The sequence below is a fragment of the Nostoc sp. LPT genome (genome assembly GCF_017115165.1).
In the GTDB taxonomy this organism is placed as follows: domain Bacteria; phylum Cyanobacteriota; class Cyanobacteriia; order Cyanobacteriales; family Nostocaceae; genus Nostoc.
In genome coordinates this window covers 1-23,543 of record NZ_JABXKF010000174.1, presented here as the reverse complement: position 1 = coordinate 23,543, position 23,543 = coordinate 1, and the positions used below count along the sequence as shown (strand labels likewise).

Below are 23,543 nucleotides of genomic sequence, written 5' to 3'. Positions count from 1 at the left end.
ACTTTAAATAGACTTAGCGCCAGAGGTGAACAAAGTGAATCAAAGCCCATTTACATCTTCAAGTAGTACGGGCTTGCTTGCCAATCGTTATCAACTCAAGCAATTAATTGGCAGCGGTGGCATGGGTGAAGTTTTTTTAGCAAATGATGTTTTGTTAGGAGGTATACCAGTTGCTATAAAGTTTTTGACTCAAACTGTTGTTAATACCAAGATGCAACAAGACTTTGCTCGTGAAGCTTTAATGAGTGCAGCCTTGAGTCAAAAGAGCGTACATATAGTGCGGGCGTATGATTATGGTGTGAATGAGAAAGGAAAACCATACTACGTCATGGAATATCTATGTGGCAAGAATTTAAAGGATTTAATTCCGCTACCTCTGCCCATATTTTTTACTCTCTCTCGCCAAATTTGTTTGGGGTTACAGTGTGCCCATCAAGGTATTAACATTGATGGCAAAATTTGTCCGTTGGTTCATCGAGATATCAAGCCTGCCAATATATTAGTTATTCCCGATCCGATATTGGGTCAGTTAGTTAAAATTCTCGATTTTGGTATTGCGAGATTTTTGAATTATGCATCAACAGCTAGTACGAGTAGCGGATTTAATGGCACTTTGCCCTACTGTTCTCCAGAACAGCTAGATGGAGAAAAATTAGATAGTTGCTCTGATATTTATAGCCTGGGTGTGATGATGTTTGAGATGCTCACAGGCAAAAAACCTTGGCAACCAGAAACTGATTACTTTGGTGCTTGGTATAAAGCACATCACTTTGAAACACCAAAAACGATCGCAGATGTTAAACCTACTCTTAAAATACCTCACAAGCTAAATAATTTAATTATGGCTTGTCTAGCTAAAAAAGCAAGCGATCGCCCTAAAAATATCGCTGAAATTTTACAAGTTTTAAACAGTCTAGAACAATCTAATTGTCCCACTTTGCCTACAAATGCCTCTAACTCCATCCTTGGCAGTCCCTTAAATTCTGCATTACCAATCACTGTAGAACAAAGCTATCGGCAACTTTTCTGGCCTCAAAAGAAACCAATTCAAGAAATTGTTTTTCCCCAGCTTCTAGACACTCCCCAAGGATCTATAACAGCGCTATGGTTGATGTTGTCTAAACAAGAAATCAAAAACTATGCGGTTTCTACCCGTTATAACCAGTTTATCTTTGTCACATCCCCTCATCCAATGCTGTTATGGGTAACTGTACTCTACAATCGGCAATTTGCTCCTAAGTGGCTACCGTGCTACTTAGATATGCAAAATCCCCAAAATCTGAGGATGGTAAGTTTCTTGGCTGAAAATGAACAATATCCTTTGATTTTCTTTACTCTGGAAGCACCACATTCCTGCATCAAGGTTCTTAGCAGTCGCATTGAGTCAACTCAGCGGCAAATGTTGAAAACTTGGGTGCGACAGAGCCATAGTCTACCACCCGCTTCTCAACCCCAATTGAGCAAACAGCTATTGAAACAGCAGTATAAACAAATGCAATCTCGAATATTGCAGCATCTGGAATCAGAGCCACAGGTTGTATTATCACGGTCTTTTTAACGAATAATTCGCACCTGGGAGATACAAAGCAAAAACAATTCCTAATTACTAACTCCAAAACACTTGACAAGTAGAAAAAAAATTGTGATAATAGCAAAGTTGCCAAACAAGGGACTGTAGTTCAATTGGTTAGAGCACCGCCCTGTCACGGCGGAAGTTGCGGGTTCGAGCCCCGTCAGTCCCGTTCTAAATTTAGAAGTAGCATATCACCGAACTTAGATGATATTGAATTTTGAGTTAGCCAAAGAGGCTAATTCAGGGTTTAAATATAAGCTACATTTATCATGCTTTGCGAAAGAGAGAATTAACTGTGACTGTTAGAGTCCGTATTGCGCCGAGTCCAACCGGAAATTTACATATTGGTACAGCTAGAACGGCTGTATTCAACTGGTTATTTGCCCGTCACCACGGCGGGAAGTTTATACTACGAATAGAAGATACAGATTTAGAGCGATCGCGTCCCGAATACACCGACAATATTCTTGAAGGATTGCACTGGCTAGGACTTAACTGGGATGAAGGGCCATTTTTCCAATCCCAACGCCTGGATCTTTATAAAGAAGCAGTAGAAAAACTGCTAGATCGAGGATTAGCCTATCGCTGCTACACTACTTCCGAAGAACTAGAGGCGCTCCGAGAAGCTCAAAAAGCCAGAGGTGAAGCACCTCGCTATGATAACCGTCACCGCAACCTCACCCCAGAACAACGCGCCGCTTTTGAAGCAGAAGGTCGCTCCTCCGTGATTCGCTTCAAAATCGAAGATGGGCGGGAAATTGTCTGGAATGATCTAGTAAGGGGAAAGATGTCTTGGCGAGGTAGCGATTTAGGTGGTGATATGGTCATCGCCCGCGCCTCAGAAGCAGGTAGTGGTCAACCTTTATACAACTTTGTCGTTGTAGTGGATGATATCGATATGCAAATCACCCATGTCATCCGGGGAGAAGACCACATCGCCAACACTGCCAAGCAAATTCTGCTGTATGAAGCAATGGGTGCAAAAATTCCAGAGTTTTCTCACACGCCATTGATTTTGAATATGGAAGGGCGCAAGCTTTCTAAGCGAGATGGTGTAACTTCCATTTCTGACTTTCAGAAAATGGGCTTTACTGCTGAAGGCTTGGTAAATTACATGACATTGCTGGGTTGGTCGCCACCAGACTCGACGCAAGAAATATTTACTTTAGAAACAGCAGCTAAAGAATTTGGTTTTGAGCGTGTAAATAAAGCAGGTGCAAAGTTTGACTGGGACAAGCTGGATTGGTTGAACAGTCAGTATATCCACAATACTCCAGTAGATAAACTCACAGATTTACTTATTCCCTATTGGCAAGCGGCTGGGTATAAATTTGATCGTGGAAGAGAACGCCCTTGGTTAGAACAGCTAGTAACTTTAATTAGCCAGAGTTTGACTCGCCTGGTAGATGGAGTAGCTCAAAGCCAACTGTTTTTTAGCGATACAGTTGAACTTAGCGACGAAGGCAGTACACAACTTAAGCAAGAAGGTTCTAATGCTGTCCTTGAGGGGATTGTCACAGCTTTAGAAAATCAGCCGCAACTATCAGAAGCCACCGCCCAAGAGATTATTAAACAAGTGGTGAAAGAGCAAAAAGTCAAAAAAGGCTTAGTGATGCGATCGCTGCGAGCAGCTTTAACTGGAGATGTTCATGGCCCCGACTTAATCCAATCTTGGTTACTACTAAATCAGATTGGTTTAGATAAGCCGCGCTTGAGTCGGGCTATAACGGAAGCTAAGTAGCGATTACTTCCAGATTTTAGAAATATTTTAGATTTTAGGGGCGCACAAACATGTGCCCCTATCCATAGGGTAAAGCAACTATGGAAACAGAAAATCATTGGCTAATTACTAATGAATTATTCTCAATTTCACATCTAAAATAGTTAGTCAATTCTCCTCATGTTGGGAACTTGGTGTGTAAAATTCATGTCTTCAAAAACACTTAGAAGCGAACGTAATTACAATGCCGACAAAAGCGCTCAATAGAGGGATGAGATTATCGTTCATGATAGTTACGCTCTTCATCACATCGACAGTTAATGCTGCGGTTGATGCTCAGGAAGCGCCAACGATATTTGGAGATGTCACCATTAGCCCTCAGTTTTCACCAGACCCCCTAACAGTTCGCGGGATGAGTGGTGGCTCAATATCTGGGAGTCAAGTAGGTGGGAGAAGCGAAACAGCCACTGGCCCTTGTACCGGATTTGTTGATGAAACACCAGACCACACATTAGTGTTAACAAGTAAATTTGACTACCTGAAATTGCAAGTGCAAAGTCCTGAAGACACCACCATGATTATCAAAGGGCCTGGTGGTACTTGGTGTAATGACGATTTTGATGGCAAAAATGCTGGCATTATTGGTGAATGGCTACCTGGAAGTTACCAAATTTGGGTTGGTTCCTACGAAAAAGGCAAGTATCTTCCTTACACTCTAAAAATTACAGAAGTGAAGTAGAGCATTGGGCATTACCGCAAGGCGGAAGTCAAAAGTCAAAAGTCAAAAGTCAAAAGTTTTGTATATCAAGGCTTTTGCAGGGCATTGGGCGTTAGGAGTGCTGAGTGCTGAGTGCTGAGTGCTGAGTTAGGAGTTAAGAGTTTTGTTTATCTCTTTGTCCCGTTGTCCCCTCATCTCCCTCATCTCCCTCATCTCCCCTACTTTGCCTAGTCATGATTGAAAGCGGCTTAAACGATACCAGGAGTATTCTGGAGAAATTCTCTTTGTCTTTGCATCCCATTGCGCTCCCTTTTCTCGTGCGATATTGTATTAAAATTAAGTTAACTTTGATTAAGATTCTTGTTGGCATCGCCATAATGCTCTAATTGGCTTATGGCACTGCATGTAAGAGATCAAATTAAACAAAATGGATTTATAAACATCCGTTTAACAGCTTAAAGTGACAGAGTGATCAACATTCAGTTACTAGAGCTAACGAGTTGTATAGGCATCTAGAGGCAAATTAAAATGAAATTCTCTTGGAAAGTCGTAGCACTCTGGACGTTGCCGGCTTTGGTAATTGGCTTTTTCTTCTGGCAAGGGGCGTTTGCAGGCGCTCCTGCTGACATGAGCAAGAATGCAGCTAATACTCGCATGACTTATGGTCGCTTTCTAGAATACTTGAACGGCGATCGCGTCACCAGCGTGGATCTTTACGAAGGCGGTAGGACGGCAATTATTGAAGCCCGCGATCCGGATATTGAAAATCGTGTGCAAAGGTGGCGTGTGGATTTGCCTGTTAACGCTCCTGAGTTAATTAGCAAGCTCAAAGAAAAAGACATTAGTTTTGATGCTCACCCGATGCGGAATGATGGGGCAATTTGGGGATTGTTGGGCAATCTCATCTTTCCAGTTTTATTGATTACTGGGCTGTTCTTTTTGTTCCGGCGTTCTAGCAACCTCCCCGGTGGCCCGGGTCAAGCAATGAACTTTGGCAAATCCAAAGCGCGTTTCCAAATGGAGGCGAAAACCGGGGTCAAATTTGACGACGTAGCCGGGATCGAAGAAGCCAAGGAAGAACTACAAGAAGTCGTCACCTTCCTCAAGCAGCCAGAAAGATTTACCGCAGTAGGCGCACGGATTCCCAAGGGAGTGCTGTTAGTTGGGCCTCCTGGAACTGGTAAAACTTTACTAGCAAAAGCGATCGCAGGCGAAGCAGGCGTACCTTTCTTCAGTATTTCCGGTTCGGAATTTGTGGAAATGTTCGTTGGTGTAGGTGCATCCCGCGTCCGCGATTTGTTCAAGAAAGCTAAAGATAACGCCCCTTGTATCATCTTCATTGATGAAATCGACGCTGTAGGACGGCAACGGGGTGCTGGTATCGGTGGCGGTAACGACGAGAGAGAACAAACCCTCAACCAATTGCTCACCGAAATGGACGGGTTTGAAGGTAATACGGGCATCATTATTATTGCTGCTACCAACCGTCCCGACGTACTAGACTCTGCCTTGTTGCGTCCCGGTCGCTTTGACCGCCAAGTAACAGTCGATGCACCCGATATCAAAGGGCGTTTGGAAATCTTGCAAGTCCATGCGCGGAATAAGAAACTAGACCCTAGTGTATCTTTGGATGCGATCGCTCGCCGCACTCCTGGATTTACTGGTGCTGACTTAGCCAACTTACTCAACGAAGCAGCAATTCTCACTGCTAGAAGACGCAAAGAAGCGATCACCCTCCGCGAAATTGATGATGCGGTGGATCGGGTAGTAGCTGGGATGGAAGGCACTCCTTTGGTAGATAGCAAGAGCAAGCGCTTAATTGCCTACCACGAAATTGGACACGCTTTAGTTGGGACTTTGTTAAAAGACCATGACCCAGTGCAGAAAGTTACCTTAATCCCAAGAGGACAAGCACAGGGTTTAACTTGGTTTACACCCAACGAAGAACAGGGGTTAATTTCTCGTTCTCAGTTGAAAGCGAGAATTACTGGTGCTTTGGGTGGTCGCGCCGCTGAAGAGGTGATTTTTGGCGCTGCGGAAGTGACCACTGGCGCTGGTGGAGATTTGCAGCAGTTATCAGGAATGGCGCGGCAAATGGTGACGCGGTTCGGGATGTCAAACTTAGGCCCACTTTCCTTAGAAAGCCAACAGGGAGAAGTATTTTTGGGACGTGACTGGACAACCCGATCTGAGTATTCCGAATCTATCGCTTCCCGCATTGATGCTCAAGTCAGGGAAATTGTTGAGCAGTGCTACGACAATGCTAAGAAGATCATCCGTGACCATCGCACTGTCACCGATCGCTTAGTAGATTTGCTCATTGAAAAGGAAACCATTGACGGCGAAGAATTCCGCCAGATTGTAGCTGAGTACGCTGAAGTCCCTGAGAAGCAGCAGTACGTACCGCAACTGTAATAGTTGACTTTTTCTAGATACCATCTGGAAATGAGTAAAGTAACGAAATATAAAATGGGGATGGTATACGCCATCCTCATTTTTTTGAGGTTTTTCAGTGTTAGGAAGCTTCTAATTTTAAAATTATCAAAATTTATGAACCCATAAACTCTATAACAAACCTTGTTTTTTCAACTTAGCTAGCGCATCTTCAGCAGCAGCTTTTTCTGCATCTTTTTTATTACGTCCCTTACCTTCTCCGTAAATCTTTTCATCCACCAATACTTTGGCGATGAATTCTGGCGCATGAGAAGGGCCTCCTATTTGGTCTGTGAAATATTTGGGGGGATTTGGAGTAACGTTGCGTTGCACCCATTCTTGAAAGCGATTTTTTGAGTCTACATTAGAACGAGACACAATTATATGCTTAGGATCAACAGAATCAAATAGTGGTTCTATAATTGCGCGAACTGTTTCAATATTGGACTGATTATCTAAGTAGTAAGCACCAAGAACTGCTTCAAAGGTACTACTGAGCAAATTAGGATTTTGGTAGCCTCCGTCTCGAATTGCACCTTTTCCTAGCCGCATCCTAAAGTCTAAACCTACCTCCTCAGCGAACTTTGCCAATTGCTTTTCATCTACCAGCGCCGAACGCCGCCGCGTTAATTCATCTTCTCCCATTTCTGGATGACACTTATATAGATACTCGCCACTTAAGAAATTCAGCAAAGCATCACCAAGAAACTCTAGGCGTTCATTATGTTCACCTTCTCCGGGGTTTTCATGCACATAAGAACGGTGAGTAAGCGCATGACGGAGAAGTTTTTCATTATGGAATATTAGAATTTTGTGCATTTTTATATTGTCTTTTGTTGCAGAAATTGATTGTTGGGGAAGTTTACAATTGTTCTTTTGTTCAGACATGAAAAAACCGCAAATTGCGGTGTCTTGGGAAAACCCAGTTTTTTTTCAACTGGGTTTTTCAAAGATATTTTAGGCACCCAGTATATCTAATTCAGTTAAAAATAACTCCTGATTTTGCTTTCGGACTTTCCCATCCTTGACAGCAACATCAATAAACTGGCTAAAACTCTTAAATTTCTTGCCATCAGGCATTGAAATAGATGAGCATCCTTGATAGTTAGCACAACGTTGACGCATCAATCTATCAATGCGACCAAATACGGTAGGCTTACCTTGGCTTGAGACAATTTTAGTAGCTTCAATTAGATACTTTATAGCCTCATTGTAATTAATCTGAGACACAATAGCCGTGTTTTGAGGTTGAGTCTTATTGCTATTGTCAACTAGCTCACTTAATTCATCTACAAAGTAGAAATTATTATTCCCAACCAGTTTAATCAACTTTGGACTCTCACTACCTCGTTGAGCAAAGACAATGACTTTTTTACCCATAGCTTTGAGAATGGAAATTAATACAGCAAAATCCTTGTCTCCTGAGAATAGGATAATATTCTTTAGAGAAGAATTAAAAGCAACTGCCTCATAACAGTCATCTTTAAGTCGTTTATCTGCACTATTCTTTGAGGTGTCAGGAACATTAACACATCTAAAACCAAGCTCTTTTAGCTTATTTGAGGAAGCTAATTGGTCTTGACGCTGTGAATTGTAATAAATATTTTTGCAAGATACAGTCCCGTTAGATTCTGCAAATTGCAGTACCAAACTAGCGAATTTTATGATTGAGGGAACGTTCTGAATATCGCAAAAAATGCCAGTATAATCTTTTTTCTGGCTTGCTTGTTTTTTGGAGGGTAGATGATAGCTTGTCATTTGAGTATGTCCAGAGTTGGTTTAAGGAAACCGGACAGCTTCAACAAATTACACATCTAGTAGCAGCCTAGCTTTATGAAATAAATTTATACTAAAAAAGTATTTCTCTTTTCCTCGCTAGGCTCTCTATTTACAAATTTAATTGATTTCTAGTCTAAGAAGGTAAAATCCCTGGCTTACTGCTAAGTATCAGGTTATTTATTCCGCCGAACATTCACCCAAATATATCGTTTTCACGCTGATAGTCTAATCAATGAATTGACCTGACATCAGGCTGAATGTTCAGCCGAAGAAATAACGTAATACTTAGCAGTAAGCTAGGGATTCTACGTTCTTAGACAACAATCAATAAGTTGCACTTGTCGAGTTTTGTTTTAGAGTGCATTTGTTTTGCTGCCGTTGTTATATATTTAACATGAGCTTAATCTGTATGTCAAGCATCTTATTTTTCCAGAACCGTAAACCCAACGACTCGATACCTATATACCTATAAGCTTTAGGAATAATACTTTAGCGAAAATCTCTACCTAATTCGAGAGATAAATTAAGTAAACAAGGCAAGGATATCACTTGATTAAGTAACACAATACGTTTATTTAAATCGCCATATTTACTTTCAAAATTTTAAAAATATGGTTAACTGTAAAATCATAAATATTTTCATAATATTTTAGTTAATAAATAATTTACGGTTTACTTTGCGCGATCGCACTATACAAAATACCTAAAACTTTCTTAATATCCTTAATATAATATTCACTCAAATCAATCGAAACTAAATTTCCTTCAAGCTTGAGAAATTGCCATATCGTACCAATAGTAACAGCACCATATATAGCTTTAATTTGATTTCCACCTCTCTCATTAAATAACTGAGCAGCTACCATTTCAGCAATACATTGTGCTAAACCAGACCTCAAATTTTCATTTTTGCTTTCTACTAAGACAATCACTGGACTACGTACAAGCAACTGCTCCGAAGAAAGACTAAAAATAAAATCACAAAAGCCGTTTAATCCTCGCTGACTATCAACAGTAAAATCAACTCCAGAAAATAAACTTATTTTATAATTAAATTTGCGTCTAATTTCTAATAAAATTGGACTAATTATCATTTCACTCCGAGCTTTTTCCGAACTTATCGCTACTGCTAAATCAACATTTTCTTTAAGTATAATAGATAATAAATCACTGCACTCTTGCTCCTGTACATTGGCGAATAGTCCAGATGACTCGTGGATAACTAACCCAAAAGAATCAATAACTTCAAGAAGTTTGAAATCACTATAAGCCATAAAACTTACTCCTTGGTCTTATTTGATGGGCTGTACTTTTGGATGCCATTTCAATAATTTCCTCGTTGATTAATTCAATGTGGTCATCTTCATGGAAAAAGCCCAATTCAATAAGCCTGTGGTATTCAGCTAGTGTGAAGCGTTTAGCCTGGGCAATACTCATAAATCTTCCTCCCAAGGGAAATGCGATGACGTAACGCCCACCGCAGGCGATCGCACTTATATTCTAAATGTGTCAGAAATTGGTATGCTAAAGGCCGAGACTCGCTATGAAAGCAAACAATGCCTGCGCCTACTATCAATCCCACCATCACTGCTTTTCCCTTGACAGCCGTAATCGGTCAAGAAGCAATTAAATTAGCCTTGCTGTTAGCCGCAGTCGATCCTGGTTTGGGAGGAGTAGCGATCGCAGGTCGTCGCGGTACGGCAAAATCTGTAATGGCTCGTGCTATCCACGCTCTACTACCGCCGATTGAAGTTGTCAAAGGCTCAATCAGTAATTGCGACCCCAACCACCCAGATGAATGGGACGATCAACTGTTGGCGGAGTATGCAGACAAAGATATTCAAGATGTGCCTGTCGAAATCATTCCCGCGCCTTTTTTGCAAATTCCTCTAGGTATTACTGAAGACAGACTTTTGGGTTCTGTAGACGTGGAAAAGTCGGTAAAGCAAGGTGATACTATTTTTCAGCCCGGTTTACTCGCAACAGCAAACCGAGGTGTACTGTACGTAGATGAAATTAATTTATTAGATGACCAAATATCAAATCAGCTTCTAACAGTATTATCTGAGGGACGCAACCAAATTGAACGGGAAGGAATTAGTTTTCAGCATCCGTGTAAATCCCTATTTATTGCCACCTACAATCCAGAAGAAGGCGGATTACGAGAACATTTGCTAGATAGAATTGCGATCACACTTTCTGCTGACGGTGTACTCGGCTTAGATCAAAGAGTAGCAGCAGTTGATCAAGCGATCGCTTATTCTAAATCTCCCCAAGACTTCCTCCAACAGTACAACGAAGATTTAGACTCGCTCAAAACCCAAATCATCTTGGCGCGGGAATGGTTAAAAGAAGTAATCATCACCCATGAGCAAATTGCCTATTTAGTGGATGAGGCCATTCGCGCCAAAGTTCAGGGACATCGCGCCGAGTTATTCGCCACGCGGGTTGCCAAGGCGGCGGCGGCTTTGGAGGGACGAACAACAGTGAATGCCGAAGATTTGCGCCGTGCTGTGGAATTGGTGATTGTACCACGCGCCACAATTGTGCAGACACCACCACCAGAACAACAAGCACCACCTCCGCCTCCGCCTCCACCAGAGAATCAAGAAGAACCTCCAGACGAATCAGAAGAGGAAGAAGAACAAGAAGAACAGGAAGAAAATCAAGAGCAAGAACCCCCCAGCATCCCGGAAGAGTTTATCTTTGATCCAGAAGGGGTAATTCTTGATGACAGCGTGCTTTACTTTACTCAAATGGCGAAGCGGCAAGGTAAATCTGGTAGTCGCAGTGTCATCTTTTCTGATGACAGAGGACGCTACATTAAGCCAATGTTGCCCAAGGGGAAAGCGCGACGCATTGCAGTAGATGCCACCCTGAGAGCTGCGGCTCCTTATCAAAAAGCACGAAAACAAAGACACCCAGATAGAAAAGTTATTGTCGAACAGGCTGATATTCGCTCGAAACGCCTGGTACGCAAAGCAGGGGCGTTGGTAGTGTTTGTAGTAGATGCTTCTGGCTCAATGGCCTTGAATCGAATGCAATCGGCTAAAGGTGCGGTGATGCAACTGTTGACAGAAGCTTATCAAAACCGCGACCAAATAGCATTAATTCCCTTCCGAGGAGAACAGGCAGAGGTATTATTGCCTCCAACACGTTCTATTGCTTTGGCGCGTAACCGTTTGGAAAGGTTGCCCTGTGGTGGGGGTTCGCCCTTAGCGCATGGTTTAACTCAAGCTGTGCGTGTCGGCTTAAATGCTCAGATGAGTGGAGATATTGGGCAAGTTGTCCTTGTCGCAATCACCGATGGGCGAGGTAATATTCCCTTAGCGCGTTCTTTGGGTGAAAAGCTAGAACCAGGAGAAAAGCCGGATATCAAAGGAGAATTATTAGAAATTGCTGCGAGAATCCGTGCTTTGGGTATGCAACTATTAGTAATTGATACAGAAAGTAAATTTGTGTCTACTGGCTTTGCTAAAGAATTATCGCAAACAGCAGGCGGTAAATATTATCATTTGCCGAAAGCGACAGACCAAGCTATTGCTGCCATGACCAAAGGTGCCATCGCTGATTTAAAATCTCGTTGAGTAGAAAGGGGGATAAGGGGGATGAGGGGGATGAGGGAGGTTAATGTTTAATTAGCCAAGGTGATGGTTTGTTAATTATATGTACTAGACCACTGAGAACTTGGTTATATGTACCATATAGTTCTCGACCTATTTCAATATTCATGTAGTTGCACTTAACAGCAAACTCAATCCAGGTCTGAGTTTCTGCTGACTCTGCCTCACAGTCATTCAACTTAGCCACAAAAGCAGCTTGATATCTTCTTTTACGCCATCCCTCAGCAAAATTAGCACAAACTGAACGTGATAGCGAAGCTTTAGCGAGTCTTCGAGCGTCAGAGCGACGAATTTGGTCAGTTAGTGAATAACGTTCCTCGACTGGAAACTTTTTTGATAGTTCAAAAATTATCATGGCTGAATTAAAAGCCATTTTATAAACTTCTAAATCCTTGTGATCTTTAATAACTCTTGTACTGTTTTCCCTCATCTCCCGCTACTTCGTCATCTCCCTCATCTCCCTCATCTCCCGCTACTTCGTCATCTCCCTCATCCCCCTCATCCCCCTCAAATGACTACGATCCAGTGGGCATTACCTGTGGTTGTAAATAACAAATCAAATCTTGAATTCCCTTTTGCAGATAGCGCGTTACTGTCATTGGACTAGTACCAATATTTTTAGCAGCATCCTTGCGAGAAAGTTCCTTCAAAAACACCATTTCAACTGCCATACGGGGCTTTTCTTCCAACATATTTATTGCGCCTTGGAGTTGTTGGCGTTCTTCTTCTTGTTGCAGAAGTACATGAGAACGAGGACAAGGAAGTGCCTCACCCAAGGTTATTTGGCAATCAACATAGTTAACTGCGGTTGCATCTAAACTCAAAGGCATCCGGTTTTGAGCAGCTAATTTGGTTTCTTGCCACTCTTGTACAGAGACCCGAAGTTGGCTGGCAATTTCAGCATCCTTGGGCGGGCGACCTAAAGAAATTGATAAGTCCTTGCGAATCTTTTGTCCTTCATTATATAATTCTTGCCAACGACGGGGAATTTTTAATAGAGTACTGCGATCGCGCAAAAAGTGCAGCATCTCACCACGAATATATGGCACTGCAAAGGAACTAAAAGCATATCCTTGGCTAGGGTCAAAACGCTCAATTGCCCTAATTAAACCAAAATAACCGATTTGTTCTAAATCTTCATAAGGTTCATTACATTGATGGCTGAATTTATGAGCCATCTTCCGTACTAAGCCAGTATGTAACTGTACAAGTTTATTACGAAGTTTAATAGAAGGATTCTGGTGGTACAAGTGTAATAATTCGATACCATCAGTTCGTAAAGAGGACTCACTTGTTGCCATATACATTCCTTTGTTGTAACTCCTATTTTTGAGAAAATGGAGTTGCGTATATTTTCTTCTAAGCTGCTCATTATTTTCGTTAGTCAAGGCAGAATAAGCCATCGTCGTTTCACTGAACTTATCAGGAGTCGAACTCCACAATTCAGTATTTGTACGCATGATTTTGCGAACCTCTCTGTTACAGGTTATTTTTGCTTTTTATATAACTGTTAAATGGTAAATAATCTTTAGCTTTTACAACAAAACTAGTTATTTATGCTGAAAAATGCATGACTGACCTAATACCTATCAGTCATACTGAGTGCAAGTGGATCGGTAATGAATTAATCACAAAATAGATTGGGCAATTTTATCTCTTAGTACGCATCGTCATTAATGGGACTTAGACAAAAAACCCAAAAAAGAACCTCAAATTTATATACAGAAAGACTTTGACATCGTTTTGCTTAACTTAATACATCTGAGTTTAGGCTATTTTTGAGCATTTAATGTATTTCCCCTACCCTACATAGGTTTGAGACTTGTTTTTCCCTCAAAAATGTTTTAGTTCCGTTAATAAAGGTCAAAAATCCAAATTGGCAGTTGGATTGAAGAACAAAACCCAAGCTACAAAAAACAGAATCTGACTCATTTTTATGGTGATTTGTACTTAGTTGGGTATTGAGAGACATTTCCGGAGATTTCCATTCAAGATTGCTAAAATGGAAACTTTGGAAACTCAGTGGAAACATAGAAACAGTTTATTGACATACAACTTTGGTGGGTGTCACACTTCTCCTAAATAGGAGGGTGAATAATGAGAATCACCAAGCACCGACAAAAAATTCTCGATGCACTTGAGCAATGGTTTAGCATCCATAAACAGGGGCCAATTTTGGAAGAGTTGTGTCTAGAACTCGGAATGCAACCACACCAGAAAGCAACAGTTCAGAAGTGGTTGCAGACCATGCGCGGTATAGATGTTGAATGGGATGACCATAGTGCCCGCAGTCTCCGCCTCCTTCAATCTGAATCGGAGACACCATCTTTACAGATATCTGTGACAGACACTCTGCGGTATTTAGCTACTGGCGTGGTGCAGTGGGAAAAACTGGAACTAGAAAAGCAAAGTCAAGTGCCAGAAGCGCTTCGCATTGGAATGTCCCGTATGTACTTAACTTCGTTGCTGCGGGGAGAACAAGCTCCAGAGAACCTACCCCAATTTTTTGATTGGGCGGAAACATCTATTACTTCCTGGAAACCAGCTCAAGAAATTAAATACCTTTCGCCAGATGTCAGCCTTATAGAAGATGGAGTAGTTTCCGATTTTGCTAGAGAATGGCAAGTTTCAGGTAATGATGTGGTGGCGCAGGTACAAGAGTCAGTGCTGAAAGATGTACTAGAATACTGTCGGGGAAATCAGCTAAACGATGCCTATCGCGCTTTTCGACTACTAATCATTCCTAAACCCACTCTTCATTACTCAGAATATCGGCAACAGTTACGTTTACCCGAACTCAAACCACTGCGGGAGTTATTGACGCAGCTAGAAATCTATATCGATATGGATAAGTTAGCCGAGAACAGCATTTATCATTTATGTCCTCGCTGCAAGTATGTTCAACGCCAACGTCCTGATGGTACTTACACTTGCCGTAACCCTTGGTGCGAAAGGCTTTGTGCAAATAGTAACCTTCAACTATTGCCACCTATTCCCAAAGAAAAAGCAGCGGATTGGAAAGCTGTTACACCAGGCGTACATTTGTACGGCACACTGCCAGGCATTTGGGAAATTCAACTTAAAGAAGAACTCACAAAATTGGGTTTGCGTGTAACTCTCTGGCCTTTTATAGATGAATTTGACTTACTTGTAGAGTTCCCGCGTAAAGTTCGCTGGGCAATTGATCTCAAAGATTGGGCATCTGTAGATGAGGAACGTTTGCAAAAGGTGCAGTATCGGCGTGATGCAACGGAAACTTTTGTAGTTTTTCCAGATGAACGTGAAGACTCTTTGCGGATAAGAGTTGTGCGCGAACAACTAGAACCCAAACTTGAGGGGGTACGCTTACGCCTATTTAGCGAAATCATTACTCAAGCCCAAGCAATTTTAGGAAAGAAAAATAATGCGTGAGACTATTAAATGGCGTAGGAATCTATGCAAAAAACTCCGCAACTCAGACGAATTACAACAGTATGTAGCATCTAGTTTAGTTAACGCAGATGCGAAAGTACATCAGCGAACAATTGAACGTTTTGCCCAACTTATTGCTGATGTGGAATTGGGATTAACCTTACTTCAGGAAGTAGCACTAGAAGAACCCGCAACTTCTGTGGAAGCTTTGCTGAAAGGATATCGCTTCCCTGTTGAACAACTACAAAGCGATCGCAACTGGCAACTTATACAAAATGCTCGTTTCTATCTGATTCAGCGCAAAGGTAGGCAGTGGTTGCGAGTTCTTCAGGAGTACATCAACTTACCTGAAATTATTAGAATCTATAGCCTTGAAGACGCAAGGAATGTTCCTCAACTTATTCCATCCAGTATCTACCCAAATCGTTTAGAGGAGATATATCGCCCAACTTTATTAAGAACCCCACAGCATAGACAACGAAAAGTTAATTTAGCAACTGAGGGACGGTGGTATGCCAAGATTTCCTAAAAGGGTAACTCTCCTGTTGAAGTTCCTATTGATATTCCCAAGGAAGTTGCTAATATAGCACCCTCATCTGTGGTATCCCTTCATCGCACACGGACTCAGCAGAATCCACCGTGTAGCGTTACCCGTGAGGAATTACTACTAGCTGCCCAAGAAATGGACGATAAATTATCTCAGTTTGGGCAACAAGAAAATTATCGTAACCGCTTGGAAAACATTCTCTTCCAGCTATACAATGCTGAATCAGATAATTTCCATCAGGGTAATCAGCTGAATTTTGAGGGGCTGATCCACATTGTTGGACTTTTGAATGTGGGCAAGTCTACGCTGTTGGAAATTCTGATTTACCTCTTGGCTAAACAAGGATACCGCTGTGGGTTGATGGTGAATGATGTAGCCACAGCAGTACGTCTCGCCTCTTTGTTTTGCCACAAATTAGAAATTCCGGCTGCACCAGTGCTGGGTAGTAACCGTCAAGAACAACTGACAAAAGTCTACGAACCAATTCTCAAAAGTGAGGGTCAGGAAGTTACTAAGGGAGGGATGCACTCTGCATGGCGTTGGTTTAGTCCAGTTTGCCCACTTTTAGCTTTAGTGCAATCAGAAGATAAGTGGGAATTTGGCAATGAACCGTGTCACAAGCTTTATCAAAAAGTTCCTGTAGCTGAGAATGATGATTCTGATGATGAAGACTTGCAGGAAAGCGATTATAAGCAATATACTTGTCCCCTTTATTACAAATGTCCACGTCACCATTTAGAACACGACATTGCTACAGCCTTAGTCTGGGTTTTCACTCCTGCTAGTTTCATTCATACTCGTGTACCCCGCCAAGGGTTTGAACAAGACTTGACCTTTGCTGAGGCAGTTTATCGAGAATGCAAGTATCTCTTTGTTGACGAAGCCGATCGCGCGCAGATCCAGTTTGACGAAGAGTTTGCTCCTGATGAAGTCTTAGTTGATGCTTCTGGAAACTCATTTTTAAATAAACTCGGACTTAACCTGGCGACGATTTATAATTCCGATCGCGGTGACATGGCAGGCGATCGCTTTCTTGCTTGGACAAGCGCCCATTACCACACCCAAAATGCTACTAACCGCATCTATCATCTACTTCTCACCCACTCTAAACTAGTAGCGTGGTTGGGGTCACTTCCCTTTACAGGTCGTTCTTTATTTGCTCGGATTATCCGTGATCTCGTTGATCCTCCCAACATTACTGTTTCAGGGAAACCAAAGCTAACTCGCCAACAAATCATGGAAGAACGGCGTAAACGCATTATTGAAGCAGATTTGGCTCCCACAGAACAACGTCGCCGCCGCAAACAAATGATGGACGAACTAGACGGATTTTTGCAATATCCGCTTAATCGCCGTCGTGGAGGTGAACTTTCAGATTTGGCATTGACAATCCTGACTGCGGAAAGCGATCGTCAAGCATTAGCTGAAATTGCTCCTTGGTGCAAAAGATGGTTAGAAAATCACAATATTTCCCTACCTGATGAAGCTCAATTTGAGGAACTAATCCGAAATCTTCAGTTTGCGATTTTAACTACCATACTCGATAACCGACTAGGTTTTTTAGTTGATAACTTGAGCGATTTTGGTCGGGTAATGAACCTACACGACTTAAACCAAGACCTCTTGCATCGCCCACCGAAAGATTTTCTCCCCGTTTTACCAGAATCCCCAGTGGGAAATATTCTAGGCTTTTTATATAAGCAAGAACGTAGCAATAAAAAAGCTGGTAAGTTGGACTATTTTCGCTATGTAGGCGTAGGCCGTGCAATACTCTTAAATTTCCCAAAACTGTTCGCAGTTGATGGCTGGGAAGGCCCGCATACTGTTCTGATATCAGGTACTAGCTACGCTCCTGGTTCGCCAGCCTATCACATCAACATAAAACCTACCGTGTTGCTGCAACCTAGAACTGGTGAGGCAGGTATAGCTGAGAGTCAATTTTTCTTTAGTCCCAAACAGAATCGAGAAGCGAACTATATTGCTTTATCAGGATTACCACCTGCAAAACGCAAACTTGCTGCTAAAGAAATGGTCGAGGCTATGTGCCACTCAGTAAGAGGTGCAGAGAATTTTCTTGATGGGGTATTTCAGGATTTACAAGAGCGAAAACAACAGCAACCTGAATGGTGGAGCGATCGCGATCGCATCTTGATTGTTGTGGGTAGCTATGAGGAATCGGAGTGGGTAGCGTCTATTTTACAATCACGTTACCGTTTTGACGTAAACATCAACGATGACGCCATTGCTACCCTCCGCCGCGACAATGCTCCCGCTCATCTTCATGGTATTCCTCGCAGTGAAATTCGGAATTTACAACATTTACCCACCCAGATTGTAGTTGCTCCTTTGATGGCTCTAGAGCGGGGTCACAACATCTTGAATGCTCAAGGCAAAGCTGCATTCGGTGCAGTACTGTTCCTCAACAGACCTATGCCAATACCTGATAACTGGCAATCTACTGTTCAGCAACTCAACGCTTGGGCGTTGAAACACGAAAAAGACTCTACCCTTTACGAGGAAGCTCAATCAACTTTGGGAAACCTAACCCTAACTCAAGTTGCAGATATCTTCTACCAGAATGCTGCTGCCGAGATGGTCAATTTGAACTACACAGCGTGGGCTTTTAAGCAACTAACACAAGACGAACGCTCAGTACTTTGCTGGACTCAGTTAGTCAGTATTTGGCAAATCATCGGGCGTTTGGTGCGTGGTGGTGTACCAGCAGTAGTCCATTTTCTCGATGTGAAATTTGCCCCAAATTCAGCCATTGGCGAACAAGACAGCGAAAGCACTTCACTTTTGGTTGCCATCATCAAGGTGCTGGAACCATATATCGAAGGCGAGGATATTTTGGCGCGATCGCTTTATGGCCCTTTTTTGAACGCACTTCAACAAATGAAACCAACAAACTTAAACTATGACTAAAATTATTCGTCCTGGTGCTTGGGAACTTACTGCAACAAATCCAAGATGCGAACTGTCTGCAATCTATGTTCCTACTGCGTGGCGACAAGTCGCCAACAACCTTGCTCAACAGCGTGCCAAATTAAAAGGTCAAGGTTATCGAGCTGTACCAGTTTATTCTCTCGATCCTTTGATAGTTGGTAGCTTCCCCCAAATTATCAAGACTATGCGTAATGGCTGGCAGAAAGGCAATGTACCTTGGTTGTTAGCAACAGAAACCACAAACCTTTCTGACTTGGGTAACTATATCAAAGATTGGTTGATAGAAGAATTCAGTTCCTTAGAGGATGTCGAGTCAAAGCTTGCAAATCTGAATAATGATGATTGGCACTGGGAAGATCCAAAAATCTATGATTTACTCCATCCTCAAGATAAAGTCGAAACAGGCAACCTTTACCAAGCAATTCCAGATTACCTTGCTAAAGAGTTTCTCCAAAACCCGACAGTTTCCTTTGGTATCGATGAGCAGTATCAACTGACATTTTACCGAGTGGTTAGCCTCCAAGGCGCTGAGTTAATGTCATGGCCTCCCAGTGAAGTTACGGTCACAAAAGGAAAGGAAATAACAGAAACAGCATACATTTCGTTTGTCCTTGAGCTTGTTTTGCAAACAGTCCCCTGGCGGGAAAAACCGATTATCTATCATCATTTATCAATTCGACGCTGGCTGACTCAACCTCTGAAATATATACCCTACCCAGGTGTGAAAGCTCATATTGGTGATAACCGTCGGTGGTTAGATGGTCAACGCCAACCCTTTTGCTTTATTCCAGTGACGATCAACCGTTATGGAAAGGAAGTGAAATGGTCTCAAGCTATCAGCAATCTTTTTTCTCTTAATGATTCTCAACTTCCTGAGGCAAATAATTTCGTTTCTAACCCAAATCACAACTGGTCAGGTATCAACACAATTCCTAGTGGTATCCAAGCTGCGATCGCCTACACTTCTAAATTAGGAGATCCACCCTGCTACGCTGGTGTCAGTCCACAGGATTTGGCTAGTTTAGATCAAGCTATTGAAGCACGTCTCCCTGTTCAAAGAGTGGGTGAGGCTGAGAGGGTGACAGGTACCGTTTTTCTTTTCTGGCCTTCAGAAAAACCCAAAAAGAAAATTGTTCCTCTGCTTGCTGACGAAGAAAACCAATCTAATAAACCTAAAAAAGCAAAGAAATCTGACGACCCAAATCATTCACACACCCCAATGCTGCGACCCAAATTAGCAGTAGCGGCGGTATTTCGTGAAGCTGAAAATCCTCTTCGCACCATACTTATTTTGTGGGAAACCCCACAATGTCGTGATGCACTGATTGCTGAAATTTGCCATTTACTGTATTTATCACCTACAAAAGTAGAAAATATCTATCAAGGTTTCTACGGTTCCCTGTGCATTAAGACTCAGCACGTTAGCGACCTCACACAAGACCTGGAAATTAAAAATTTCTCTGAACTGAGGAAAACTTATCAACAGCAACGCCCTGATTTATTAGCAGAACGCATTAACAAGATTACTGCATTTCTACCCCAAACTAAAGAACTAAGTGGTGCTTTAATCGAAATTAGACCTAAACCGTTCAGATGAGAAGCTGATCCCAAACTGGCATGGCGAATTGGGGCAATGAAAGCAGGCTATCTCAATCAACACATCCACCGAATAACCACTAAAGCAGACCCGGAAAAGCTGAAAAAATCTGGTTTATAACCAGTGAAACGAGCAGTATCAGACTTACTAAGACAATTTGGAATTTTACCTGATACTCCTTTAATTAATCCTGAAAAAGATGGGATTGATCCTGATATTTGGTTAACGTGCTTTTATGTCCTACGGCGCACTCGCAAAACAAATGCTGAAAATATTCCCAAAACTGTTGTTTTGATGATTAGAGTTAATCCACTTACAGCAAAAGTAGAGTTAACAACACCTGAGTTATTTAATAAACAAGGTTGGGTATCCTATGCTGTTGGACTTGTACATCTTTCATATGAAGACTGGGATTCTAACTTTGATGATGAAAGTAATGAAGAACTTGACGAGGAACAAAAGCGCAAGGAGCAAACAAAAGAACAAAGATTAATCAATAAATTTGTTGCTGAATGTTTGCAAGATTGCTTAAATACTCAAATTACTGATAAAAAATCCCCGCGTGTGCTATTCATGGCAGAAGCACAAAATGCCCGCAAAATGCTGAACTGGCTACAAAACCAAAATCTACTAACTAATGACCCACTACAAACGCTGAAACAGCACCTTTCACAAGAAGAAATAAATCGCCTCTGGATTGTGCGTTTACGAGTTGCAGAGAATGGTGAAGTACCAGTTGCTATTGTTAAAGATTCTCCCGGTAGTCGAACCAGTGGTGTTTATCGATGGCAGAATGTATGTGATGATGGGGAGCGATCGCTCTACCTGAGCATTAGAAAACCTTTAAATACTGAAAAGCACATATTACGCACATGGCAGTCTCGTCTTGACAATGGTAGCAGGCAAGCTGGAAAAGCCAAAATCTTAGAAATTGCCCTGATTCATCACCCACAAATCAAGGGCGACAAGCTAGCTCATTTTGTCCACTCTCTCAGAAGTCGCTGGCCTTATTTTGCAAATGACGTTATTCTACCGTTACCTTTTCCCTTTGCAATCAAGGCTAAAGAATATGCTATCAGTACTAAAGATCCTGTGGAATTCTCAGAGACTGACGATTCTAATTTTTAACAACAATGCTGCCATTGAGATTTTGCAACCTATTAAATCCTTGGCTGTTAACCGCAAAAATTGGTAAGAATAGGAATAGGTAGAACGTTTTCCTAAAAAACAGTTTTTCAATATGAGCAATACCAGTAATTTTCGTGAAGCTTTCCGTGAGGCTAAATCTCACGCCCTCGTTGGTCCAAATGTGATTGCCAACGCCCTCCCCTACGTCGGTGGTGGATTAGTGCTAACGGCATTAGGAACCTACGGCGGTTTGGGAGTTATCCGTACTAACCCCGAAATATTCTTTCCCACCTTCATTGGTGCGGTGATTTTGGAGTTAATTTTGTTCTTTGTTGCCCAAAATGTTGCCCAAAAAGGTAACAAGGGACTTGCACTACCCCTACTGGCAACCTACAGCCTCTTGTCTGGATATACTCTTAGTGGCTTGGTATTTGTCGCTTTGAGATCCCAAGGTGTTGGCATTCAAGGTATTGGTTTAGCTGCCCTTGGTTGTGGCGTTACTTTTATTGCTGCCCGTCAAATTGGTTCAAATCTCTCTGAACAAGACGGCATGGCTTTGACGAAAACCATCAATCTTGGTGTTATCGCCTTGGTGGTTGTGTGTTTAGCCCAATTCGGGTTTGCTATGTTTAATGTTTATACGCCAAATTGGTTAGAAATAGCCATCTCCGGTTTAGGAGTATTCCTGTTTGTTGGGGTTTCTGTAGTTGATTTCTACATCTTGCCTCGCACTTACAGCGATGACCAATATCTGCCTGCTGCTTTGTCGATGTACTTAACTTACATTAACTTGTTCGTCTTTATCTTGCGGTTGCTAATTGCCATAAATGGCCGCGATTAATTGTCTGTAGGCGCTAACAAAAGTCAAGTTTTATAAAGTAAAAACCGTGGTTAAATTTTTAGCAACCACGGTTTTTTCATCGTTTTAATAGTAGAATATGTAGATAATTTCAGCCTCAAGTGAGCAAAACTATGATAAAAATCTTAAACATCAAACGCGAAGTAGAAAGGTTATCTAACATCTTGATCGAGGTTGAAGGCTGTCTTTGACCTTCTAGAACTGAGTGCAAGAATCGAGGACTTGAATCAATTAATTTCTCAACCTACTTTCTGGAATAATTCTGTCACTTTCTATCAGAAATTTCAAGAAATTGAAGATATCAAGGCTAAAAAGAAACAATATCAGCGATCGCACTTCATTCTAGAAAATATCAAGGCTGCACTAGAACTACTAGAATTATCTGCTGATGAGGAATTGTTGCAAGAGGCACAAACCAACCTTACCCAACTTCAGCAAGAACTCGAAATACTAGAAATACAACAATTACTGTCCAGTCTCTGCGACCAAAAGGGCGCATTTTTAACTATTACTGCTGAGGTTGGTGGCATAGATGCCCTAGACTGGGAAGCTATGTTATTACGGCTATACCATCGTTGGGCAGTAAATCATAATCATAAAGTATATCTAGTGGAAAAGTCAGAAGGTGATTTAGCAAAGGTCAAACATACGACCCTAGAAATTATAGGGCGTTATGCTTATGGCTGACTAAAATCGGAACAAGGAACTCATGCAAGAATAGAGCGAATTTCTCCTGTTCGTGGTAATGGCAAACGGCATACTTGCCTAGCCAGTGTAGAAGTCAGCCCGATTTTAGATGAGTCTGTGGATTTTCAGATTCCAGAAAAAGATTTGGAAGTTATTTATTATCGCCATCGGGGGAATGTCAGCCGAACAGAAACATGGGTAAAGATGGTTCACATTCCGACTGGGATTAGTGTATCTTGTAACCAAAAGCGTAGCCAGATGCAAAACAAAGAGAAAGCTTTAGCTATTCTCAAGAGTAAACTGTTTGCGATCGCACTAGCCCAAAATGTCCAGCAAATTGACGAAATTCAACCCCGGCTGATAAAATCTCGATCCAACAAGCTCATCCGGGAATATATCTTGCATCCTTACACTAAGGTGAAAGATTTACGCACTAATGTAGAAACACCTGCTGCGGCAGCGGTCTTATACCAATTCTCTAAAAGCTGGCTACAGATAAAGCTACCAAAATATATTGCCTTC

At 41.9% G+C, this 23,543-nt stretch carries 19 protein-coding genes, 1 tRNA gene and 1 pseudogene; 15 read left to right on the top strand and 6 right to left on the bottom strand.

All coding sequences use genetic code 11. The annotated features are described in order from the left end of the window. Positions 1-34 precede the first annotated feature (34 nt). The 5 genes from HWQ58_RS33435 to ftsH2 all read left to right on the top strand — a co-directional run bounded on the left by HWQ58_RS33435 (position 35) and on the right by ftsH2 (position 6,426). Positions 35-1,558 (top strand): serine/threonine-protein kinase, encoded by a 1,524-nt coding sequence (locus tag HWQ58_RS33435; RefSeq protein ID WP_292872396.1) that lies wholly within the window; start codon positions 35-37, stop codon positions 1,556-1,558. A 110-nt stretch (positions 1,559-1,668) separates the two neighbouring features. Beyond that, a tRNA-Asp gene (locus tag HWQ58_RS33430) sits at positions 1,669-1,742 on the top strand. A gap of 126 nt (positions 1,743-1,868) precedes the next feature. After that, positions 1,869-3,314, top strand: a complete 1,446-nt coding sequence (gene gltX, locus HWQ58_RS33425) for a glutamate--tRNA ligase (protein WP_292872394.1) — start codon at positions 1,869-1,871, stop codon at positions 3,312-3,314. Positions 3,315-3,537: 223 nt separating this feature from the next. Further along, entirely contained in the window at positions 3,538-4,032 is a 495-nt protein-coding gene (locus tag HWQ58_RS33420) for a hypothetical protein (RefSeq protein ID WP_292872392.1), read from the top strand. A 507-nt stretch (positions 4,033-4,539) separates the two neighbouring features. After that, a complete protein-coding gene (gene ftsH2 / locus HWQ58_RS33415) occupies positions 4,540-6,426 on the top strand; it encodes an ATP-dependent zinc metalloprotease FtsH2 (protein ID WP_292872390.1) in 1,887 nt (628 codons plus the stop codon). Between the two features lie 150 nt (positions 6,427-6,576). Here ftsH2 and rnc read toward each other — a convergent pair whose 3' ends face one another. The 4 genes and pseudogenes from rnc to HWQ58_RS33395 form a co-directional block, all read right to left on the bottom strand. Further along, a complete protein-coding gene (gene rnc / locus HWQ58_RS33410; protein ID WP_292872388.1) occupies positions 6,577-7,263 on the bottom strand; it encodes a ribonuclease III in 687 nt (228 codons plus the stop codon). 138 nt (positions 7,264-7,401) lie between these two features. Continuing rightward, positions 7,402-8,202 (bottom strand): NYN domain-containing protein, encoded by an 801-nt coding sequence (locus HWQ58_RS33405; RefSeq protein WP_292872386.1) that lies wholly within the window; start codon positions 8,200-8,202, stop codon positions 7,402-7,404. Positions 8,203-8,888: 686 nt separating this feature from the next. Continuing rightward, on the bottom strand, positions 8,889-9,497 hold the full coding sequence (locus HWQ58_RS33400; protein ID WP_292872384.1) for a hypothetical protein: 609 nt from the start codon (positions 9,495-9,497) through the stop codon (positions 8,889-8,891). A 22-nt stretch (positions 9,498-9,519) separates the two neighbouring features. Next, a pseudogene (locus HWQ58_RS33395) lies at positions 9,520-9,660 on the bottom strand (Uma2 family endonuclease); the annotation flags it as partial. Between the two features lie 119 nt (positions 9,661-9,779). Between HWQ58_RS33395 and bchD the strand changes: the two are divergent. After that, complete coding sequence (gene bchD, locus HWQ58_RS33390) at positions 9,780-11,810, top strand: magnesium chelatase ATPase subunit D (protein WP_292872382.1); 2,031 nt, start codon at positions 9,780-9,782, stop codon at positions 11,808-11,810. Between the two features lie 40 nt (positions 11,811-11,850). On the opposite strand, the gene HWQ58_RS33385 is transcribed toward bchD, so the two are convergent. Both HWQ58_RS33385 and HWQ58_RS33380 read right to left on the bottom strand, forming a co-directional pair. Continuing rightward, on the bottom strand, positions 11,851-12,276 hold the full coding sequence (locus tag HWQ58_RS33385) for a four helix bundle protein (protein ID WP_292872380.1): 426 nt from the start codon (positions 12,274-12,276) through the stop codon (positions 11,851-11,853). Between the two features lie 85 nt (positions 12,277-12,361). Continuing rightward, the gene (locus HWQ58_RS33380) at positions 12,362-13,147 is read right to left on the bottom strand and encodes an RNA polymerase sigma factor SigF (protein WP_229498888.1); all 786 of its coding nucleotides are present in this window, start codon (positions 13,145-13,147) and stop codon (positions 12,362-12,364) included. Between the two features lie 796 nt (positions 13,148-13,943). Here HWQ58_RS33380 and HWQ58_RS33375 point away from each other — a divergent pair. The 9 genes from HWQ58_RS33375 to HWQ58_RS33340 form a co-directional block, all read left to right on the top strand. Continuing rightward, a complete protein-coding gene (locus HWQ58_RS33375; protein ID WP_292872378.1) occupies positions 13,944-15,257 on the top strand; it encodes a Fis family transcriptional regulator in 1,314 nt (437 codons plus the stop codon). Then, complete coding sequence (locus tag HWQ58_RS33370) at positions 15,250-15,786, top strand: hypothetical protein (protein ID WP_292872376.1); 537 nt, start codon at positions 15,250-15,252, stop codon at positions 15,784-15,786. Before HWQ58_RS33375 ends, HWQ58_RS33370 begins: the two co-directional genes overlap by 8 nt. A 69-nt stretch (positions 15,787-15,855) precedes the next feature. Further along, a complete protein-coding gene (locus HWQ58_RS33365) occupies positions 15,856-18,729 on the top strand; it encodes a hypothetical protein (RefSeq protein WP_292872374.1) in 2,874 nt (957 codons plus the stop codon). After that, positions 18,722-20,347 carry a DUF3962 domain-containing protein gene (locus HWQ58_RS33360; RefSeq protein ID WP_292872372.1) on the top strand — a complete coding sequence of 542 codons (1,626 nt, stop codon included), beginning with the start codon at positions 18,722-18,724 and terminating at the stop codon, positions 20,345-20,347. Before HWQ58_RS33365 ends, HWQ58_RS33360 begins: the two co-directional genes overlap by 8 nt. Before the next feature lie 15 nt (positions 20,348-20,362). Continuing rightward, positions 20,363-20,467, top strand: a complete 105-nt coding sequence (locus tag HWQ58_RS38645) for a hypothetical protein (protein WP_366839105.1) — start codon at positions 20,363-20,365, stop codon at positions 20,465-20,467. Between the two features lie 3 nt (positions 20,468-20,470). Beyond that, positions 20,471-21,475, top strand: coding sequence for an RNAseH domain-containing protein (locus tag HWQ58_RS33355; RefSeq protein WP_292872370.1), 1,005 nt, complete (start codon positions 20,471-20,473; stop codon positions 21,473-21,475). 112 nt (positions 21,476-21,587) lie between these two features. Then, complete coding sequence (locus HWQ58_RS33350) at positions 21,588-22,316, top strand: Bax inhibitor-1 family protein (RefSeq protein ID WP_292872368.1); 729 nt, start codon at positions 21,588-21,590, stop codon at positions 22,314-22,316. 192 nt (positions 22,317-22,508) lie between these two features. After that, positions 22,509-23,021, top strand: coding sequence for a PCRF domain-containing protein (locus HWQ58_RS33345; RefSeq protein ID WP_292872366.1), 513 nt, complete (start codon positions 22,509-22,511; stop codon positions 23,019-23,021). Between the two features lie 117 nt (positions 23,022-23,138). Beyond that, the coding region (locus HWQ58_RS33340) for a peptide chain release factor-like protein (RefSeq protein WP_292872364.1) at positions 23,139-23,543 on the top strand (405 nt) is incomplete at its 3' end.

Coding starts and splice junctions, on each gene's coding strand:
- bchD (WP_292872382.1), top strand. CDS start 9,780: ATGCCTGCGCCTACTATCAATCCCACCATCACTGCTTTTCCCTTGACA.
- HWQ58_RS33350 (WP_292872368.1), top strand. CDS start 21,588: ATGAGCAATACCAGTAATTTTCGTGAAGCTTTCCGTGAGGCTAAATCT.
- ftsH2 (WP_292872390.1), top strand. CDS start 4,540: ATGAAATTCTCTTGGAAAGTCGTAGCACTCTGGACGTTGCCGGCTTTG.
- HWQ58_RS33370 (WP_292872376.1), top strand. CDS start 15,250: ATGCGTGAGACTATTAAATGGCGTAGGAATCTATGCAAAAAACTCCGC.
- rnc (WP_292872388.1), bottom strand. CDS start 7,263: ATGCACAAAATTCTAATATTCCATAATGAAAAACTTCTCCGTCATGCG.
- HWQ58_RS33400 (WP_292872384.1), bottom strand. CDS start 9,497: ATGGCTTATAGTGATTTCAAACTTCTTGAAGTTATTGATTCTTTTGGG.
- HWQ58_RS33385 (WP_292872380.1), bottom strand. CDS start 12,276: ATGAGGGAAAACAGTACAAGAGTTATTAAAGATCACAAGGATTTAGAA.
- HWQ58_RS33375 (WP_292872378.1), top strand. CDS start 13,944: ATGAGAATCACCAAGCACCGACAAAAAATTCTCGATGCACTTGAGCAA.
- HWQ58_RS33360 (WP_292872372.1), top strand. CDS start 18,722: ATGACTAAAATTATTCGTCCTGGTGCTTGGGAACTTACTGCAACAAAT.
- HWQ58_RS33380 (WP_229498888.1), bottom strand. CDS start 13,147: ATGGCAACAAGTGAGTCCTCTTTACGAACTGATGGTATCGAATTATTA.
- HWQ58_RS33420 (WP_292872392.1), top strand. CDS start 3,538: ATGCCGACAAAAGCGCTCAATAGAGGGATGAGATTATCGTTCATGATA.
- HWQ58_RS33405 (WP_292872386.1), bottom strand. CDS start 8,202: ATGACAAGCTATCATCTACCCTCCAAAAAACAAGCAAGCCAGAAAAAA.